General features: G+C 40.3%; 17 protein-coding genes. 3 read left to right on the top strand and 14 right to left on the bottom strand.

Annotated features, from left to right (window positions below):
* Nucleotides 1–373 precede the first annotated feature (373 nt).
* From MUN87_RS21285 to lacZ, 8 genes are all read right to left on the bottom strand, one after another.
* Nucleotides 374–703, bottom strand: coding sequence for a hypothetical protein (locus tag MUN87_RS21285; protein ID WP_244743852.1), 330 nt, complete (start codon nucleotides 701–703; stop codon nucleotides 374–376).
* Nucleotides 704–1,039: 336 nt separating this feature from the next.
* Nucleotides 1,040–1,672 (bottom strand): DUF624 domain-containing protein, encoded by a 633-nt coding sequence (locus tag MUN87_RS21280; protein WP_244743851.1) that lies wholly within the window; start codon nucleotides 1,670–1,672, stop codon nucleotides 1,040–1,042.
* Between the two features lie 94 nt (nucleotides 1,673–1,766).
* Nucleotides 1,767–2,777 carry a LacI family DNA-binding transcriptional regulator gene (locus MUN87_RS21275; protein ID WP_244743850.1) on the bottom strand — a complete coding sequence of 337 codons (1,011 nt, stop codon included), beginning with the start codon at nucleotides 2,775–2,777 and terminating at the stop codon, nucleotides 1,767–1,769.
* A 51-nt stretch (nucleotides 2,778–2,828) separates the two neighbouring features.
* On the bottom strand, nucleotides 2,829–3,653 hold the full coding sequence (locus MUN87_RS21270) for a carbohydrate ABC transporter permease (RefSeq protein WP_244743849.1): 825 nt from the start codon (nucleotides 3,651–3,653) through the stop codon (nucleotides 2,829–2,831).
* 10 nt (nucleotides 3,654–3,663) lie between these two features.
* Nucleotides 3,664–4,581, bottom strand: coding sequence for a carbohydrate ABC transporter permease (locus MUN87_RS21265; RefSeq protein WP_244743848.1), 918 nt, complete (start codon nucleotides 4,579–4,581; stop codon nucleotides 3,664–3,666).
* Between the two features lie 96 nt (nucleotides 4,582–4,677).
* On the bottom strand, nucleotides 4,678–5,991 hold the full coding sequence (locus MUN87_RS21260; RefSeq protein ID WP_244743847.1) for an extracellular solute-binding protein: 1,314 nt from the start codon (nucleotides 5,989–5,991) through the stop codon (nucleotides 4,678–4,680).
* Between the two features lie 781 nt (nucleotides 5,992–6,772).
* Nucleotides 6,773–6,955, bottom strand: coding sequence for a cold-shock protein (locus MUN87_RS21255; RefSeq protein WP_244743846.1), 183 nt, complete (start codon nucleotides 6,953–6,955; stop codon nucleotides 6,773–6,775).
* A 60-nt stretch (nucleotides 6,956–7,015) separates the two neighbouring features.
* A complete protein-coding gene (gene lacZ / locus MUN87_RS21250; RefSeq protein ID WP_244743845.1) occupies nucleotides 7,016–10,120 on the bottom strand; it encodes a beta-galactosidase, LacZ type in 3,105 nt (1,034 codons plus the stop codon).
* 137 nt (nucleotides 10,121–10,257) lie between these two features.
* Between lacZ and MUN87_RS21245 the strand changes: the two genes are divergently transcribed.
* Nucleotides 10,258–11,229 (top strand): LacI family DNA-binding transcriptional regulator, encoded by a 972-nt coding sequence (locus tag MUN87_RS21245; protein ID WP_244743844.1) that lies wholly within the window; start codon nucleotides 10,258–10,260, stop codon nucleotides 11,227–11,229.
* Nucleotides 11,230–11,236: 7 nt separating this feature from the next.
* Here MUN87_RS21245 and MUN87_RS21240 read toward each other — a convergent pair whose 3' ends face one another.
* From MUN87_RS21240 to MUN87_RS21225, 4 genes are all read right to left on the bottom strand, one after another.
* A complete protein-coding gene (locus tag MUN87_RS21240; RefSeq protein WP_244743843.1) occupies nucleotides 11,237–12,016 on the bottom strand; it encodes a sugar phosphate isomerase/epimerase family protein in 780 nt (259 codons plus the stop codon).
* Between the two features lie 934 nt (nucleotides 12,017–12,950).
* The gene (locus MUN87_RS21235; RefSeq protein WP_244743842.1) at nucleotides 12,951–13,568 is read right to left on the bottom strand and encodes a hypothetical protein; all 618 of its coding nucleotides are present in this window, start codon (nucleotides 13,566–13,568) and stop codon (nucleotides 12,951–12,953) included.
* A gap of 124 nt (nucleotides 13,569–13,692) precedes the next feature.
* Nucleotides 13,693–14,700, bottom strand: a complete 1,008-nt coding sequence (locus MUN87_RS21230) for a dienelactone hydrolase family protein (protein ID WP_244743841.1) — start codon at nucleotides 14,698–14,700, stop codon at nucleotides 13,693–13,695.
* Between the two features lie 117 nt (nucleotides 14,701–14,817).
* A complete protein-coding gene (locus MUN87_RS21225) occupies nucleotides 14,818–15,675 on the bottom strand; it encodes an RluA family pseudouridine synthase (RefSeq protein ID WP_244743840.1) in 858 nt (285 codons plus the stop codon).
* Nucleotides 15,676–15,798: 123 nt separating this feature from the next.
* On the opposite strand from MUN87_RS21225, the gene MUN87_RS21220 reads away from it, so the two are divergent.
* Both MUN87_RS21220 and MUN87_RS21215 read left to right on the top strand, forming a co-directional pair.
* Nucleotides 15,799–17,190, top strand: a complete 1,392-nt coding sequence (locus MUN87_RS21220) for a Na+/H+ antiporter NhaC family protein (protein WP_244743839.1) — start codon at nucleotides 15,799–15,801, stop codon at nucleotides 17,188–17,190.
* A 17-nt stretch (nucleotides 17,191–17,207) separates the two neighbouring features.
* The gene (locus tag MUN87_RS21215) at nucleotides 17,208–18,053 is read left to right on the top strand and encodes an alpha/beta hydrolase (protein WP_244743838.1); all 846 of its coding nucleotides are present in this window, start codon (nucleotides 17,208–17,210) and stop codon (nucleotides 18,051–18,053) included.
* A 32-nt stretch (nucleotides 18,054–18,085) separates the two neighbouring features.
* Here MUN87_RS21215 and MUN87_RS21210 read toward each other — a convergent pair whose 3' ends face one another.
* Both MUN87_RS21210 and MUN87_RS21205 read right to left on the bottom strand, forming a co-directional pair.
* Entirely contained in the window at nucleotides 18,086–18,742 is a 657-nt protein-coding gene (locus MUN87_RS21210; protein ID WP_244743837.1) for an SGNH/GDSL hydrolase family protein, read from the bottom strand.
* Nucleotides 18,743–18,760: 18 nt separating this feature from the next.
* Entirely contained in the window at nucleotides 18,761–19,738 is a 978-nt protein-coding gene (locus tag MUN87_RS21205) for a Gfo/Idh/MocA family protein (protein WP_244743836.1), read from the bottom strand.
* Nucleotides 19,739–20,220 lie beyond the last annotated feature (482 nt).

Below are 20,220 nucleotides of genomic sequence, written 5' to 3'. Positions count from 1 at the left end.
CAGCTAGGATATGAAGCACTATCTGCAAGATTCACACCATAATTGATGAAATACAGTGCTAGCACGACTGCTTTTTGCTGTTCCATACGTTGTAGCACTTCCCTAAAACGTAGGAAATAAGCTAAGACTCCCGTGGAATCAGCGCGAGCTGAAGATCCATTTAGTTTGTGCCTGCGTCTGAAAGTATCGCTTCGAAGTGAGCTGCCTCGGTACAAGGCAGCAAGGAAGTAATTCAAGTAGTAGCCTAGCTGAGTCGTGCCCCATAGCCGTCAAGTTAAGGTAATGCTTTTAAAAAGAAAAGTGAATATGTTGCCGTAATGAATACAAGTTATCTATGTCAGTGATTCTTTGTGAGTTGAGTGTAAGATATCATTTATAATAGCTGTTCCTGAAGTATTGGCACAAGAAATCGGATTTTTGACCACAAGAGTCCTTTTGATATCCTTGAGTGGTTATATTTTTGATTCTTATGGACAAATTTTGCCCTTTTCCTTTTCAACTGTCCATAAGATTCATTCTTATAGACAACTTTTGCTCTTTCTCTTTTCAACTGTCCATAAGACTCATTCTTATAGACAAATTTTGCTCTTTCTCTTTTCAACTGTCCATAAGATTCATTCTTATAGACAACTTTTGCTCTTTCTCTTTTCAAGTGTCCATAAGATCCATTCTTATGGACAACTTTTACTCTTTCTCTTTTCAACTGTCCATAAGATCCATTCTTATGGACAACTTTTGTTCTTTTTCTTTTCAACTGTCCATAAGAAAGTATTATATGATAGCCGAACATGTAAGACAGTTTAAGCTCTCTTTTCTCTTTTCCTTAACTTGACGGCTATGAGTCGTGCCCACAGGACGCGGAGCCTATTTCCGGAGCTTTGCTAAGCAGATAATCTATATCAAAATGAGCATTCGGCAATACAGCCTTGACATAATCCATATTATAAGAACCCATCTTCTTATTCGGCATTGATTTCTTCTATCACTATACTTTTATGCTTTCTTACCTGTAAAAAAAGCTCCTCACGATGAGAAGCTTCTAACGATAACGGTATTTTAATAAACATTGATCCAAAAAGTCTTGTGGCAATTTCTTCACTGCCCGTTGCCATATGTTCATATGAATGAAAGCAAACAGACTGATTAATGCCACTGCTGCTACTGGAAAATATAAGCTGACCGTTGCAAAGACCACCGCAATCGAACCAACAAGCAGAATATCGGGCAATATGGTAAAAGTCGCGATCCAAGCATGCTTCCACAGTTTTAACCCTTTCAAATGTGAAGTCACAACTAATGGCATAATGGAAAGCAGTATAAAGAGAAAAATGCTTGCCGCGAACAACCAGACAGCTTGCATGAAAAGTTGGTGGGAACCTGTTAATGCTGGTAATATGCTGGCATTTAGCGCAAGGATAACCGTTATTCCTCCTACATATAATCCCAAAAATAGCGTTCTTCTGAAATAATATTTAAAGGAATGAAAAAAAGTCTTACAAATGCCGAGTTCGATCCCATTCTTAGACCATTCCAAGACCACCGCATACATGGCAATGGTTGCGGGAATTATCGTAATAATCCCTAAAGAGAAGAAAAACCAGAACAGCTGTAAGGTAATGAATGCCGCTATGACGTTAAGTACCCTAAAAAAGATTGGCTCTGATTGATTCATCTCATCACCTACTTTTTCTTTATTATTTTAGAATTAGATGTTACCATTATTGCCTTTTTCTAAAATAATAAACCTGTCCACGTCATGAAATTTATTACATTTCACTCGATCTTCGAATGATCAGTTCCGGATCTACATATACCGCTTTTTGTACCGTTCGCTCACAGATCAAATCATGCAAAATGTTTGCAGCCAGCCGGCCAATTTTCACTTGATCCTGCTTGACTGTGGCCAACGCAGGATCACTGTATCGGCATGCCTCAATATCATCACAACCAATTACTTTGATATCATTTGGAATCGTGAAACCTGCCTCCTTAATTGCTTTGATCACACCTAAAGCCATCATGTCAGAGACTGCATAAACCGCATCAGGAATCTGACCGGACTCGATGATTTCCTTCATCTTCTGGTAACCACTGTCTTCAAAATAATTACCATACTTCATCCACTCTTTCCGCAGATCCATACCGTAATCCTTCATGGACTGTTCAAAAGCATCTTTTCGTACGTTTGAAATCACAGAATCTTCCTGACCGCCAATAAAAGCGACCTTACGAACACCATTCAAATAAAAATATTCCACTACTTGTCTCGATATCTTTTCATTATCTGCCATCACATAGCTCGATTTATCACCAGATAGTTCTAAATCGACTGCGACAGTAGGAATATCACTTTGATCTAATTGATAAATGGCTTCCTCGATATGTTCCCCTGCAATAATTAAACATCCATCTAACTGATAGTGCTTCGCTCTAGCAACATAATCTTCTTTTCCAATATTAAAAGACTGATTGGAAAAAACGAGAATATCATAGCCGAGCTGCCCTACCGAATTTTTAAAGGCATTGATGACCTGATTAAAAAAAGGATGATTAAATTCTACATGTACTTCCCCTGCATAAATCAGCCCGATCATATTCGATTTCTTCGTTGCTAGCGCTTTCGCTGAAAAGCTCGGCTGATAACCAGTATCTTCAATTACTCGCTTTACTTTTTGTATTGTATTCGGACTAATGCTGCCTGTTTGATTAATAACTTTTGATACAGTTCCTGGTGAAACCCCTGCCATTTTTGCTATTTCTCGTATAGTTAATTTCATAGATACAATCCCTCTGTCATTTAATGTGCTAAATTTACTAATACTCTATTTTTAGCTTTTAACAGCTCCTTCTGTCAAGCTAGAAATAAATAATTTGTTCAGTAATAAGAAAATAATAATTAATGGTACGGTTGCCCAAAAGGTACCTGACATAATCATACCATTATCCCGCACGTAATTATCAATTAAACCTCTTAGCGCTACTTGAATGGTATAGGAAGATTCTTCTCTCAACACGACTAACGGCCAGAGAAAATCATTCCAAATATACATAAACCGGATGATCGCCAGTGTCGCAAAGGCTGGAATAACAACGGGTATAGCAATGTTCCAATACACCCGGAAGTGCGAACAGCCATCTATTTTAGCGGCATCCACTAGCTCATCCGGTACGTTACTGCTAATATACTGACGCATCCAGAAAATGCCGAATGCATCAATCAATCCTGGAAAAATAATTGCTTTCATGTCATTTAACCAATCCAGCTTAGTGATGATGATATATTGTGGAATCAATCCTAATTGCGGTGGTATCATCATCGTAACTAAAATGGCAATAAATAAAAAGTTTCGGCCCTTGAATCGTAATTTTGCAAATGCATAACCAGCAAGCGAACAAAGAAATAAAACACCGATCGTTGTAATGGTAGACACCAGTAAGGAATTCCACATTGCTCCAAAAAATTCGATCGTACTGATAACATTTTTAAAGTTAGTAACGAGCTCCGCGCCAGGAATAAACGCTGGAGGCAAGCTGTTAATCGCGCTATTATGGTTGCTCGCCATTACGAACATCCAGTAAAATGGAAAAATGGACAGAATGGCGGCAGCAGCTAAGATAAGATAAATAAACATTTTCGGAAATGAAAGCTTCATTTTATTCCTCCTAACGTCCTATTCTGTTTGTAATGAATACATTAATACTGGACAGCACTATGATAATAATAAATAAAATAATAGCTGTTGCCGAAGCCGGACCAAAGGCAAGATTCGCAAATGCCTCCCTGTATAAATACAACACTACCGTGATACCTTCCTCTCGGTAAGAGCGTCCAATGTATATTAATGGCTCCGTAAACAACTGTAAGGCACCTATCGTCGAAGTGAACACTGTCAGTATGATTATAGGACGCAGCATAGGAATGGTAATGAATTGAATTTTCTGCCTGACAGATGCACCATCGATCACCGATGCTTCATACAATTCTTTCGGAATTCCTTGAAGTCCTGCCAAATATATGATCGTGTTATAGCCAACCCATCGCCAGAATACCATGGCGGAAATCGCTACTTTCACACCCCATTCAGAGGTGGACCAGCTCATCGGATCCATGCCGAACCATCCTAAGATGACATTCATCAATCCAAATTCCTGACTGTTAAACATTACACCAAAAACAATAGCAACTGCTACGGTGGAGGTGACATATGGCATAAAAATAGAAACCCGGAATAAGCCTTTCATCTTTATGATCGCGGAATTAAGTGCATAGGCAAGCACGATTCCTACTAATATTTGTGGTAATGTTCCCAACACCCACATAATTAACGTATTACTAAGAGATTTCCAAAAAATCGGATCGGTCAAAATCCATTTAAAATTCTGCAAACCAACATACTCCATTTCACCGAGACCATTCCACTTATGAAAGCCCAGATAGAAACTAAAAAGAATCGGAAACAAACCAAATACAGCAAACAGAATAAAAAAAGGCGAAATGTAAAGATAACCAGAAAATGCTTCTTTTCTTTCTTCATTCCAGAACTTCCTTCGTTTTTGCGACTGCGCCTTTACCTGCTCCACGATTGCAAACTCCTCTCTCACTGTGTGAATACTTTTCCTTGAAAAACACAGCTGGATTCAAGTGATTAACTATCCTCCAGCTGCCGATTTCACATTCTATTGCCGTTCTAATTGTGATTCAATTCGTTCTATTGCTGCGTCCCATTCTTTCTGTGGATCAGCACCTTCAACAGCAACATTCGTAAGAGCAGTAACAATCTCTGCATTAGCAATCGAGTAATTAACACCCATGTAAACAGGCTGGACAGATTCAGCCGCTTCAGCAAAAATTCTGGCAGTTTCAGCGCCACTGAAGTATTCATCCGTTGTTGCTAGAAATTCTTCATCTTCATAAACTTCTGGAGCAGATGGAAACAGTCCGTTATTATGGAACGATTTCAATTGGATTTCTGGTGATACCAGCCATTCAATAAAGTCATACGCTTCTTGTGGATGTTCTGACTCAGCTGGAATGGTAAGGAAAGAACCTCCCCAGTTACCGGCTCCTTCCGGTATTGTAGTCAAAGACCATTTGCCACTGGATTCAGGCGCATTTCCTTTCACATTGGCAATCATCCAGGCAGGAGCTCCAATTAATGTTGCATAGCTTCCTTCTTCCATCGCGCTTCCCCACTCAGGTGTCCAAAGAGCGTTTTGTCCAATCAGCCCTTCCTCAATCATTTTTGTGGTAAAGTCATATGCTTCTTTCACTGTATCTTCCATAATTAATTCATCATCTTCGTTAAAGTATTGAGATTCCTGTTGATCACGAATAGCATTAAACATTAATTCAGGACTATCGCTAATTGGTTTACCTGTTTTGTCTTTGATGGTTTTAGCTGCTTCGTAATACGCATCCCATGAATCAATCTGTGCCGCTAATTCTTCAGGATCAGTCGGTAATCCAGCCTCTTCCATCACATCTGTGCGGTAAAACATGGTGGTTGGCCCAATATCAGTTGGTAAGCCTAATTGGAATGAGCCATCAACACTTTCTGCCTGTTGCCATTTCCAGTCTAAATATTTACCTTTTATTTCTTCAGCACCATATTCATATAAATTATAAAAACGGTCACTTGCCTCCATGAACTTGGCTACATTACTTACCTCTACCATGGAGATGTCAGGCGCACCACTACCTGCAGATATCGATGTAAACAAGTTATTGTGTACATCTTCCATTTCGCCTTCGTTAATATTGATTTTGATATTCGGATTTTCCTGCATGTATTCTTCTGCCAACACATCATACCCGGCACTTCCAAATACCCAAAACGTTAATTCGACTTGATCGTCTCCTCCACTGGCTTTTTCCTCATTACCGGTATTGCCTTCATCTGATGAACTATCACCATTGGTGTCATCGTCACTACAAGCTGCCAAAACCATAATTAATCCAAGTGTTATTAAAAGCATCCACCACTTTTTCATCCTACGAACCCCCATTTAAATTGTAATGTTCCGTTTTCACAACAATTTTGAAATCTTTCTAAGATGAGTTAATACGTAGTAATACAAGGCTGGTTAAATTGATGAGTAGCACAATGAAGCAAAAGAGGAAACCGGTTTCTGTAAAACTAAAGAGTTACACCCTCTGCAGTAAGATGTAATCGCTTTCTACCATGATTATATGCTTGCGATTACAAAAAATCAATACTTTTTATCGATAATGATTAAATAAATTAACTTTATAAAGAAAACGATTTCTTTGTTTACTCAATAAACTAAAAGGTTTAGCTCAAATACAAAATCCTTTGAGGAATGGACATAAATAAATATACCAGTAAGCTACCCGTCAGTAAATTTACGCAACTACCTATAATAGGAATTATATTGAGTGGAACAAGACTGTTAGACAAAGTGGTTATTTTGACATACGGAATGTACTTAGCAATGCTCCGGAAATATGCCCTCGCAGGTTACGACTATCTAGCATTTATGTTAATTATTATATTCATTCACTTCGGAACAAAGGCGCAAGCGCCCGTTTAGAGACGTAGCGAGTGGAGCGAATCAACTGAGATAAAGGAATCACGGTGAGCTTGCGAATCGATGATGACTTATCGTAGGGCGATTTCGCGAAGTCGCCTAGTCTCTGGGCGCTGGAGCCGGACGTTGCCGTTTCTGTCAGCGAACATCATATAGCCTAAAATTTATACTTTCTTGACTTATAAAAAAAGAAGCTGCAGTGATGCAGCTTCTTTTTTCCGTTCTATTTCAATTCGGGAATTACGCGTATTTCTTTCTTCATTTCTGACTGACAGATTGGACAGGATGGTTCTTCGTCGAAAGAATAATTTTCTCTCATCCATCCTTGGCAATCATCGCTGACACAAGACCAAACGTTTGTTTCAACATTTTTTACTGGTTCTTTTTCATTATTAAAGAAAGCCATGTGGCACTCCCTTTCATGGGTTTACCTATATTATACGCTTTTCCAATCATAAATACAAAATTATCTTGAAACCGTTGTGAGCGTAAACTTGTAACTGTACGTACGGTTCGTAAATAAACGGTATTCAGGATGAACATGTTGTCCCCAGCTGTCATCTCCACCGACACCTGTTTGCCAGCCATTTACCCTAATGGATACCTTATCAGTTGATGGTAATTTATAATGGTGACTTGCTTCTTCCAGTTCAAAAGGTGTGTAAGGTATTGCATTGACCTCCACTACTGGTTCACCACTAATCTTCCAGCCTTTTCCTTCGCCATTAACGATCTCACTCCAGCGTACGCCACATTTATTTCCACTCTCCTGCGGTTTTAAATACGGCTCCAGTTGATCAGCTATTTTCGCTTCATGGATGGCTACTTTCCCACTGTGCTGACGATCCCAATATGTTTCATGTGGTCCTTTTCCATACCATTTGATCGTATCGAACGATTGGTCCATTTCGAAACGCAAACCGATCTCTGGAATATCGGATGCCTCTTCCCCTGGCTGCAGCTGGTGCTCGATTTCGACTTTACCCGACGGATCAATTCGATATATAAGCTTCACGTATGATACCGTTGCAGTTGCTAAATAAAAGCTTGTTTCCACAACAACTCCCACACCATCTTCACTGATGGTCACATCTTTCAAGTGTCGCTCTAGACTTGCTTGTCTCCATTCGACGCTTTTTTCATCAAATTTAGCACCTCGATCATTATCTGTCATCGCACGCCAGTAGTTTGGTGTGATCGGCTGCTTCAAATATTCGGTATCATCCGCGATATAGGAATTCATCAATGCCGTTTCTTTATCGAAAGAAAGCGTAAATCCAGCTCCATTAATCACATAGTGACTAGCCGTTTCCTCTACGTCTAATTCCCCATCTTCACTCTCTATTACTGACGTTACCGCAGGAACAAAGAATTGTCCGAATGCTACTTCATGATCCGGTTCTGCCCAGAATGGTAAATCATGATAGATAACCTGCAACGTAATGACTTGTTCTTTATTCGCAGTAAAATCATCAAATTGGTAAGGAATCGTGATCAATTGAGAGTCACCTGCTGCTGCATCCAACGGTAACATCCCTGACTCTGTAACATCACCGTTTTCTGCTACTGTCCAAACTAGCTGATATGCAGACAAGGATTGATACAATTGTTTATTAACCACATTGTACTGACCTTTTGCCAAATCTACTAACTCGAATCCAATATTTTGATAGCATGCTTTCGTTTCCATTAACTTTGGCGAAATCGTCCCATCTGCATAAATCAAACCGTCTCCAGCAAAATTACCATCATGTGGAGACTCCCCAAAATCTCCACCATACGCTAAAAATTCGGTGCCATCCGCTGTAGTTGTTCTCAGTGCCTGGTCCTTCCAATCCCAAATAAAACCGCCTTGTAAAGAAGGATATCGATCAAAAAGCTCCGTATATTTATGAAGGTTTCCAGTAGAATTCCCCATGGAATGACTGTACTCACAAAGAATATAAGGCTTCTTCTCACCTGGCTGTGTTGCATAGAACTCCAACTCTTGCGGACTGCGATACATGGTCGATTCCATATCTGATGCGCGATCAGATGGACGATAATGGAACACTCCTTCATAGTGAACGAGTCGAGTCGGATCGGTTTCTTTAAAGTAATCATACATTTTCAAGAAATTGTCCCCACCGAACGATTCATTGCCCAGTGACCAAATAATGATCGACGGATGGTTTTTATCTCGTTCATACATCGATTGACAGCGATCCAGCACATTATCTGTCCATTCTGGCTTACTGCCTGGCACAGTATTTTCCAGCGTTTGTTGACCATATGACCATGTTCCATGTGTTTCAAGGTTTGTCTCATCGATCACATAAAGGCCGTATTGATCACACAAGTCATACCAGATCGGATGATTTGGATAATGAGAAGTACGAACGGCATTGATGTTATATTGCTTCATCAACACGATATCATCGATCATATCCTGCTTCGTAACGGCCCGGCCTCTGTCAGCTGTAAATTCATGTCTGTTGACCCCTTTAAAGACAATCCGTTTTCCGTTCATGTACATAATATTGTCGATCATTTCAAACTGACGGAAACCTACTTTTCTCGAAAACACTTCCAATATTTCTTGATTATCACCAATAATAGTAAATACTAAAGTATATAAGTAAGGGTCCTCTGCGCTCCATTGACGTGGACTGTCAATTTGTGTTTGGGTCGTGATTGCAGCCGTCTCCTTGTTCGAAATATCAAAATCAATTGTCTGCTTTGTGATCGTTTGCTGCTCAACATCAAGCAGTTCCATTTCGATACGGCTCGCAGAAAATGCAGACTCAAAATAATTCAGTAAAGATGCTTCTACTTCTAGATATGCATGCTGATAGTTTTGATCGAAAGTTGTCCGAACGCGATGATCATACAGGTGGATAGCAGGTAGGGCATACAAATATACATCACGGAAGATACCACTCATTCGCCAGAAATCTTGATCCTCTAACCAGCTGGCGTCTGCCCAACGATAGACTTCTACAGCTAACGTATTTTCACCTGCTTGCAAATAAGGAGTAATATTAAATTCTGCAGGTGTAAACGTATCTTCACTATAACCAGCCAATTCACCGTTCACCCACACATAAAAAGCAGCCTCTACCCCTGCAAAATGGAGGATTACCGGCTTTTCTGACCAGTCCTCTGTGATCGAAAAAGTTTTCACATATTGTCCTACCGGATTGTAGTTGACAGGAGCGAAAGGTGCTTCAATCTCATCGTGTTCGATCCATGGATATCTTGTATTTACATACTGCGGATAGTCATAGCCTTGCAGTTGCCAATGTCCAGGTACTTGGATTGCGTCCCAATCAGATCGGTCATAGTCTTTTTGATAAAATTCCTTGATTCGCTTATTAGGATTTTCACAGAAATGAAACGACCACTCTCCATTCAAACTTTGATAATAATCGGTTTTCTCCACATTACCAGCAAGAGCCGTTTCTTTCGAAGAAAATGGTATAGCTAACGCATGCTGTGGCATACGATTCAGTTGAAAAATTTCAGGATTGTTATTCCATTCCGGATATCCATTTACTGGCGGAGCATAAACAAACTTTGATTTGTTAAACATACTAAAAAAGCCTCCCGTTTATTGAAATCGAATACATTTTTACTAATATTATTGTCATTTCTTACGTAGTATATTAAAATATTTAGTAAAACTAGTCAAGTTAAATTTTACTTGTTTTTACTAAAAGGGTGAACATAATGGCTACTATTAAAGATATTGCAAAAGAAGCAGGTGTGTCGATCGCCACTGTCTCCAGAGTATTAAACTATGATCCAACTTTATCTGTAGGAGACGAAACAAAGAAACGGATATTCGAAATCGCTGAATCGATGTCCTATCAAAAACGAGCAACCAGAAAAAAACTAACAAGAAGAATTGCGTTTGTCCATTGGGTAACCGAATCAGAAGAATTAACAGACTTATATTATATGGGGATCAGACATGGTATTGAATCACAAGCAGACCAGGAGCATCTGAGGTTATTAAAATATACAACGAAAGAAATCGGGGAAATTCCCTCTACTATTGATGGAATCATTGCCGTTGGCCGTTTTAGCGATAACGAAATTAATCGTTTTAAAGAATTGACAACGAATGTCGTGTTAATCGATTCAGATACCGCACACCATGGCTGTGATGCTGTTTTAATTGATTTTCAAAGTGTGATGAAGCAAGCTATCGATCATTTACTGAATCGCGGATGTGAGCAGATTGGTTTTATTGGCGGGAACCCTCAAAATACGGGGATGAGCGATTTACGGGAATATTACTTCCGCGCTTACTGTCATGACAAAGCAATATTACAAGAGGAACTAATTTTACTGGATAACTTTAATGTGGAGAGCGGCTATCGTTTGATGAAGCAATATCTAGCAGAAAAAAACTTCAATAGCATTGGCTTTGTAGCGGCAAATGATCCTTTGGCGATTGGAGCATTAAAAGCATTGAACCAGGAAAACGTGGCAATTCCACAGCAGGTTCGTTTAGTAGGGATTAACGATATAAGTGTCTCAAAATATGTTTATCCTGCTCTAACTTCTGTTCGCATCGAAAAAGAGTTAATGGGAAAAACGGCAGTTCAGTTAATGATGGAACGATTACAGGAGGAACGGGAAATATGTAAGAAGGTTTACCTGGATACATCGCTTGTACAACGAGAAACAACCTGATAATAAATCAGGTTGCTTTCTTATCCACAATAGCTTTTAAATCATGCAAAGTCTGAGCGTCCATTAAAAATTGCTGATCGTCGTCATCTTTGACAAATTCCATTAAGACATAACGATTCATATTCGGGTCTTGTTCGATTTTCTCTAAATAGAGTTCCCATTCATTCATACCGCTTGCCAATTGCATGCGATCGGTATAAGAGCGCCAATGGAAAATATGTACATTACTTAACCACTGTTTTAAATACTGAATGCTCGCCAACCGTTCTTCCACAGAAACATTGTTCGACGGCTGCCAATACAGGAACACACGTCGATGATTGATCGCTTCCATTAATTGTTTGGCACTTTCCTTCGTATCCGTTAACGTCCCATCATGATACTCGAGGTGGATCGAAATATTTTCTTTCGCAGCGATATCTGCAATTCGTCTCGCATCTTCTGCTACTTTTTCCAGATAGGCTTGGTCAGCATCGGCACTGCCTTGCATACCTGCCCAAACACGGATAGCAGGTGCTTCTAATCTTCTGGCAGTTTCGAGAATTGTTTCAAAATCAAACTCATTGCCTGTGTGATCTGCTAATCGATAATAGGAACCATATGAGCTTACTTCTAAATCCCGTGACCTCGTTAATTCCCCTACTTGTTTAGCTACTTCATATTCACCAGGTGGTACATGAACATCTCCACCCCATTCGATTGCATCTAGTTCCGCTTCCATTGCCAGATCTATCAACTGCTCCGGGTTCTTATCACGAAACGTTACAGAACATAATCCTAGTTTCATTGTCCGTCTCCTTTCTCATACTATCTTCAAAATCGCATTGTTCTTCGATTCTCTATTAAGCAGGAACCTCTAGTGATCCATAATGGATATAGGCAGTGTTCCCTGCTACGTTTTACTAATAAATGATTCTGCTACTACACCTATTTCCCCCAACTCCCATTTCACAAACCAACTATATACAAAACTTGTCCTAGCAAATCAAAAAATGAACAGTTACTGATAATATGGATTATGTCAACTGGGCATTGCTAGCCGAGCATCCATATTGAGATATTTAATGTGCTGGGATACCGCTTCTTCCAACCACTCCGCGTCCTGCGGGGCACGGCTGAAGCTAACTTTGTAAAGAAGATCGCTTTACAAAGTGGATCTTCAGCGCCTGCCTGTCCCGCGGGAGTCTACGTGGTTGGCCTACGCTAAGACGGAGCTCTACAACTTTTGGAATTGCTAGCATATTGTGTGCACCATAAATATAAGCTTCTGAATAACATAATGCTAAGCACCACTGCTTTTTGCTGTTACATCCGTTGTAGCACTTTCCTTAAGCGTAGGAAATAGGCGGAGACTCCCGTGGAATCAGCGCGAGCTGAAGATCCAATTCATTTGTGCCTGTGTCTACTAGTATCGCTTTGAAGTAAGCTTCCTCGGCACAAGGCAGCAAAGGTGCTGTTCAAGTAGTAGCCTAGCTGAAGCCGTGCCCACAGGACGCGGAGCCTATTTCTGGAGCTTTACTAAGCAGATAAACTATATCAAAATGACCATTTGGCAACACATCTCCACTTAACATAATCTATATTATAGGAACCTGAATTTAAATATTTCCACTCACTATTAAGTGCATTTTGGCCTTTAGTAGATTCCGCTATGTATGCTTTCCTATCGTACAAAAAAGAACCAACAAGCAGCTGGTGTGGGTACTTGTTGATTCTTTTCTTTAGGATTCTAGCAATGTTTCGAGAATTTGCTTGGTGCGTTCTTTTTTTTCTGTGCTGGCTGGTATGATGAGGATGCGGTCCTGGAATGCTTCATTGTCGTTGAATACGTCGAATTGGTTCGTTCCGATTCCAAGTACTTCTCCTTTGCCAAACTGGTAGAATTCCACACCTTGCGCTTCCAAGGCTTCCATATCAGCTACCTCTTCAAAGTTGACTAAACCATCCTGATCAGCCATTTCCTGGGCCATTGTTTCATCTGTTACCATGATATCAACCATTCCCGTTGCAATTCTTGCCATTAATTTCTGTACCTGTTCAGGTGATTGCTCCGATAATGAGCCACCGTTAGAAAGGATATTATCAGAAACAATGTTAAAACCGTCAAAATATTTCTCGTTGAGATCCTGTGAGAATTGATCGGTTACATCATAAGGAATCTGGCTAAGTACCATCAACTCATAGGTTTCTTCCTCTTCCTGAAAGATAGTAGTTAGAATAGAAACAAGAAATGCTATACCAAGAACGATACCGAATATATGTATCTTATAGTACTCCCATATATAATCTACCGCTTCTTTAAAAGACATCGTTCGCAATGTTTCCCACAACTTTTTCATCGTGACGCCATCCCCCTGCTATTGTTGCTTTCTCTATGTTGAGTATATCATACTTACACATAAATGAAATCGCAATCATTTTATTTATACACTTTTTTCAAAATCAATCAGGCTGAATGTTCGATCAGCCTAATTGATTTACCAGCCAGTCATACGCCTTCCGCCCACTGATTTCATGAGCACCAGGAAAGATATCATAGGCAAAATTGTGCCGACGGTTATGATAGCATTCTTCAATTTCAGCAATCGCTTCTTTCACAAATTGATTAGGAAAAATACGATCATGCTCTCCTGATTCTATAAATAAACTGCGAGGGGAAATTAATGAAATCCATTCTGGCAGTTCCGCGTAATTTAAAATACCTGGAATATAATTGTCAATGCAATGATGCATGGCCATAATGCTTCCCTTGAACGTATTGGTAAATCCGGTTAACACCGTAGCATTAATACGAGCATCCAGTGCAGCTGTGTAAGCAGCAATCAAAGCCCCGCCAGAGAATCCCATAATTCCTTGCTTATCATGGTCGACGTCGTCTAACGTATCGATGTAATCCAAGATACGACGAGCTTCCCAAATACGCAAGCCTGCAATGGTTTTTCCTTCCATCAATAGATTCGTTGCCATCGCCTCACAGGAATTCTGCTTACCTTCCTCAATATCTCTGGTCAGTCTCCGTTCACCGAAACCAATTACTTCAGGCGCGAAAACTTTAAACCCTCTTTTTACAAGCTCCACTGCAAATTGACTGTGGATTCCCGGTTCCTGTTGTATTTCCCCATCATCACCTACTCCCAGTGCCTCTTTCACTCCATCACCATGTCCGTGAAGTGCTAATACAGCCGGATAAGTCGCCTGCTTTTTCGATGGCGTCAGCACGTACACAGGAATATCAATCATCTGAGTAATCGGTAAGAGAATCCTTTCCCGAATATAACCATCAGCTTCCACTGTTTCCATTAACTCAGGCTGCATATCTACTCTCGTTTCATCCAAATAAGAAAAATCACCAAGCAATTCTAGCAATCTACTCTTTAATGCCAGCTTTCTTTCCACTGGCCCTACTGCTTTCACTGAATCTTCTATTGCATTGGTGTAGAATTGATTAAACAATTGATCTAGTTGATTCATATGTCCAACTCCCTCTATTTGTTTATCTTTATGAAAACGTTTTAAATACACACCTATTATATATGATTTATATTGCTAGCGAAAAGGAAAAATATCTACTTTTTTACATAATTGCACTTACACCTTAAATTCTTTCGGAATTGGTGACTCAAATCGCAGCTTTTTTTTCGTAGTTGGATGGATCAGCTGTAACACCTGCGCATGCAATCCTAATCTGCCAATCGTGTTCATTTTTGCTCCGTATTTCTTATCTCCTACAATCGGATGACCGATGTCTGACATATGAACCCGAATTTGATTTTTTCTGCCAGTTTGCAATTGAATGGAAACTAATGATTTTTCGGTTCCTTTTTTTAAGATTTGATAAGTGGTGATGGCTTCTTTTCCATCACCCGGACGCTGACTGGAGTACATCTTAAAGGTGTTTGATTCTTTTAACCATGACGTAATGGTGTCTTTTGATGACTGGACAACGCCCTCCACAAGCGCTACATACGTACGCTCTTCCACGACAGATTTCCAATTATTTTGCAGCTGCTGTTTAACTTTCTCCGACTTGGCAAAGACCATCACACCAGATGTATCGCGGTCTAATCGATGGACAATAAATATACGATTTTGTTTGTTTTTTGTTTTCACATATTGTGTTAATTGCTTATAAGCAGTCATTTGCTTTTCTTTTTCGGTAGCTATCGATAACAAGCCGGTCGCTTTATCGATGACGATTATCGACTCATCCTCATAAAGCAGCTTCATGTTGTCAAAGGACGTTGCTTTATGGACAGAATTGGATTGAATCGCCACCGTTACACCTGGTTCTAACACGTAATTGTGCTGGGTAATGCTTTGATCATCCACATATACCTGTCCTCTTTTTAAGATCGATTTTACCGCATTTCTGCTTTTATTCTCCATATTCTCTATTAAAAAAGGTAAAAGTTCTGTTTTTGATTCTACGTTAAATTGTTTCGTCATTGTTCATCCTCCAATTCCCCTTTATTATATCTTTTTTCCTTCATAAATGGTAATAACGATCGCATAGTTTCCTGCCAAATCATCCATGCTAAAGAAAAAGACTGTCATAAAGGAATGATTTAATTGGAAGGTAGCTGGATCGCCCTTATTCCATTTTGTATTGTTATTATCACGGCTATTAAAACCAAGCAGGTATTTCCAGGTTTAACGCTAGGTTTAATTGTTGGTTGTTATATTATCAATCCATCCTTAGTCGGCGGGATGGAACAAGCTGCACAATACATTGTCGAAAGTCTGACCGATATCAATAATTTGAAGATTATTATCTTTTTATATATGTTCTCCGGACTTGTCGGGATTATGAAAGCATCAGGCGGAATTAAAGGGTTTGTGTCCGTAGCCTCCGCCAAAATTCATTCCAGAAAACAGGCGCTGCTGTTAACCTGGGCTTCCACACTTGGCACATTTAGTGCACCTAGTTTCCGTATCGTAACCGTGGCACCGATTATGAAAGCTTTATTACAAAAAATTAACATGACGCGAAAAGAACTAGCGTTTATGATTGAAACAAGCACACAACCCGTTATCGTGTTAATACCGATCGCTACCGCTTTTGTCGGGTATATGGTATCCGTTATTGAAATGGGATTGCAAAATCAGGGGATTGAAGCAGACGCCTATTCTTTATACATTCAGAGTATCCCTTTTAATTTCTTCGCGATATCGATGATCATTATTGGTACTCTGTTCGTCTGGTTCCGCCACCCGAAGAAAGTGGACAGCGAAGCGCGCAACCCGGAACAGATTAAAGAGACCAGTCATGCAGAAGACGAAGCGCTGCCGAGTAAGCCATGGAACCTGATTATTCCGGTTTCCTTAGTCATTGTTCTTACCCTAATATTAACATGGCTGGATGGCGTGAAAAAAGGCTATTCATCCTTCCAGGCATTTATTGAAGCAGATGTCCTGCAGGCGATGGTCGTTGCCCTTTTCTTCACCTTACTGATTACCATCTGTATGCTGATCGCGCAAAAACAGAAACTAAAAAAAATCATCCACGAATTTATTGAGGCTGGCAATAACTTAATGTCGGTAATTTTACTATTATCTGTCGTCTGGGCATTATCTTCTGTCACGGAGGAATTAGGCTTTTCGACATTCGTCACTAACAACATCGACTGGGTACCGCAAATGCTGATTCCACCAGTGATGTTTCTAATCGGTTCGTTTGTTTCGTATTTTATCGGGTCGTCTTGGGGAACATGGGGGATCCTGATGCCACTTGGCATATCACTTGCACAAGCTGCTGATGCTTCTTTACCATTGGTGATAGGAGCTGTGTTTGCCAGTGGATCATTTGGTTCGATTGCTTCACCATTAAGTGACAACAATAATACAATAGCTGGCTTGCTGAATATTAATGCAATGGAATATGCTCGCTATAAGTTACTTCCAGCACTGATTGCTCTTGGCATCTCAACTATTTTATACAGTATCATGACATTTATCTTATAAGGAAAGTGGCGATTAGCATGTATTCGAATCATTTTATCGAAACAAATGACGGTATACAATTATTTTATCAGAAATGGGTTCCTGAACGAGTAAATGCAGTACTTATATTAGTTCATGGAGCAGGAGAGCACTCTGGAAAATACCAGGCGATATTTGAACAATGTCTTGCTCAGGATATCGCTGTGGTCGCTCCTGATTTGCGAGGTTTCGGTCAATCAGAAGGAGCGAGGGGGCACATCAATACATTTCATGACTATGTTGAGGATTTGCATGCCGTAGTAGAATTGATCACTTCTCAGTTTGAAGCACGTCCTGTGTTTTTGTTCGGGCACAGCCTTGGCGGTCTAATTGTCATTCGTTACAGCCAGTTATATGGTTATCAAACTAATGGTGTCATTTTATCCTCTCCTGCCCTGGCATTACGAGTACCGATTCCCTTTATCGGCAGAAAAATTTTGAAAATATTCGCAAGTGTTACGCCATCATTGGCATTGAATCCGATGAAGTGGCAAAGAATTATTGAAAAAAGTAAAAAACTAAAGCCTTATCTGCCAAAAGAAAAAAGTTTGCGAATCGACCCGCTGATGAATACCGAATATACACCGAGATGGCTATCCGAGCTGGTACACAATGGCCTGCACGCGATCAGTGATGCTGGGTTGATCCGTTTTCCGGTATTATGTATTTATGATCAGCATGATCCGATTGTCCATCCCAATGTTATTCAGCATTTTTTTAATTCTATTACGATAAAAGATAAGCAATTTGTTCGTTTTCACGAAGGAATCCATCACCCGTTTATTGTGCACACCCAGGAAGTCGCGGTAAAAAATGCGATGGAGTGGATTCATCATCGGTATTAACATGCACTATGAATAGATCCTCGTCTACTTCGTTACTTTTTGTTCCAATCAAATTCGATCGCATTAAGAAAAGCCTTCGCTAGCACCGTATGTCCATTAGCATTTGGATGGACGCGGTCCCATGCGAGCGTAGCCGGATATAAATGTTCCAATACATGATTGAACGCTGCTTGGGTATCGATAAAATATGTCTGGTGCTTTTCCGCTGTCTGCTTCACCACTTCTCCATACCGATCCATGGTTGCTCGCATCTCATCAGTAGCATTTGGTTCAATGTAGTAAGGTGTCATCAATACAATCTGTCCTGTAGACTGCTTTGTTGTCGAGATTAATTCATCTAATGTTTCACGGTATTCATCAATATAAACGTGCTGGTACTTGATAAATGGTGAGTCGAACTGGCGCCATACATCGTTTATTCCAATCATGACCGATAACCAATCTGGATTTTGATCAAGTACATCCTCTTGCCAGCGTGCTTTTAAATCTCTTACCGTGTTACCTGACAGTCCTTTATTAACCGTACGAATACCTAACTCCGGATACGTTGATTGCAAGAAAGAATCTACCAGTGATACATAGCCAGAACCTAATGCTTGAAAAAGTCCCTCACCATGAGGCTTTGCCCGGTCACAATCCGTTACGGAATCTCCGATAAATAGCAATTTTTGATCTTTTTTCAGTTTCATCTTTTTGGCTTCCCCCATTTACAGATATACTTTTTTATTTGTCTTCGCACTTTCAATTGCAGCAAATACCATGCGTAAACTGTGTATATTATCATGACAGTCTGTTTCTGCTTTCCTATTCGATTCCAGTGCGGTAAACATCTCATCTAAGCAGCCATGATGCTGCTCCCTTCCATTCCAAGTATTGCTGACTTGTTGACGTTGAACGTCCCGAAAAAAAGAGGAGGCATTGGCATCTTGGACCGTTTCCATTTCCAGCTGTTCAAAACCGTCCCATGTAGCTGTTCCTCTTGTACCAATCACCCGCCAATCACCATTCCAGGATGTACGTAAGCCCTCGGCAGCCCAGGACCCTCGATAGGTAAAAACAGCTCCATTCTCCATCTCAAAAATACAGACAGCGGCAGCCTTGCCTTCATACCATGATTCCGTTGGATTATAGGCATGACAATAGACAGATACAGCATTGCTTTGCGATAGGAATCGTGCCTGATCAAACGTATGTATCGCCATATCAACTAACAACGGATGATCCATCTGTTCACGAAAACCACCGAAGTGAGGTGCTAAATAAAAATCGACATTTAATGTATGAATGTCACCAAGCTGTTGCTGGTCAATCAAATGTTGTAATGTTCGAATTTCTTTTAAGTAACGACGATTTTGCATCACACTGTATTGTTTGCCAGTCGCTTCAGTCAATTGTATGATCGCATCGGCATCTGTTAATGACTCTGCCATTGGCTTCTCGCCGAATACATGACAGCCGGACTGAAGCGCCGTCGAAACCACTTGTTTATGAGCTGCCGGAATGGTAACATCAAATACTAATGTCGCTTTCGTCTCTTGAATTGCTAACGACAGGTCCGTATAGACCGGCACCTCTAAGTTACGTTCTTTAACTTTTTGTTCAGCTGCTTTTCGATCTAGATCAACAAGAGCTACAATTTCTGCATTTGCTCTTGCTTGTGCATCATCCAGCCAGATATTTGCCATGCCTCCGCAGCCTACTATGATAATTTTGTGATCTACAATAATAATCCCCTCCCGACATTAATGATAGCGGATTCACAATTGGATTTCCACCATTTGAGATAGATAGAAAAATCGAGCATAACCCGCCCGGTCCTAATTGACATAAATGATATACAACTACCTCTAATATGGATTATGTTAGCTAGCTGCATAGTGGTAATTTTGAAATGTTTCATGTGCTAGAATACCGCTCCGTCCAACCACTCCGCGTCCTGCGGGGCACGGCTGAAGCTAGGCTACTACACGAATCACTACTCTGCTACCTTGCACCGAGGAAGCCTACTTCGAAGCGTTACTAGAAGACGCAGGTGCAGACTTTGTGGATCTTCAGCGCCTGCCTGTCCCGCGGGAGTCTACGTTGTTGGCCTACGCTAGGATGTGGACTCTACAATTTTTGTAAGAGATAGCATATTGATCGTATGCATATATAATAGCTATAGAAA

Origin of the sequence: Gracilibacillus salinarum, assembly GCF_022919575.1 — a bacterium.
GTDB lineage: Bacteria > Bacillota > Bacilli > Bacillales > Amphibacillaceae > Gracilibacillus > Gracilibacillus salinarum.
Note: the sequence above shows the minus strand (reverse complement) of the source record. Positions and strands in the feature narration are given on the sequence as shown.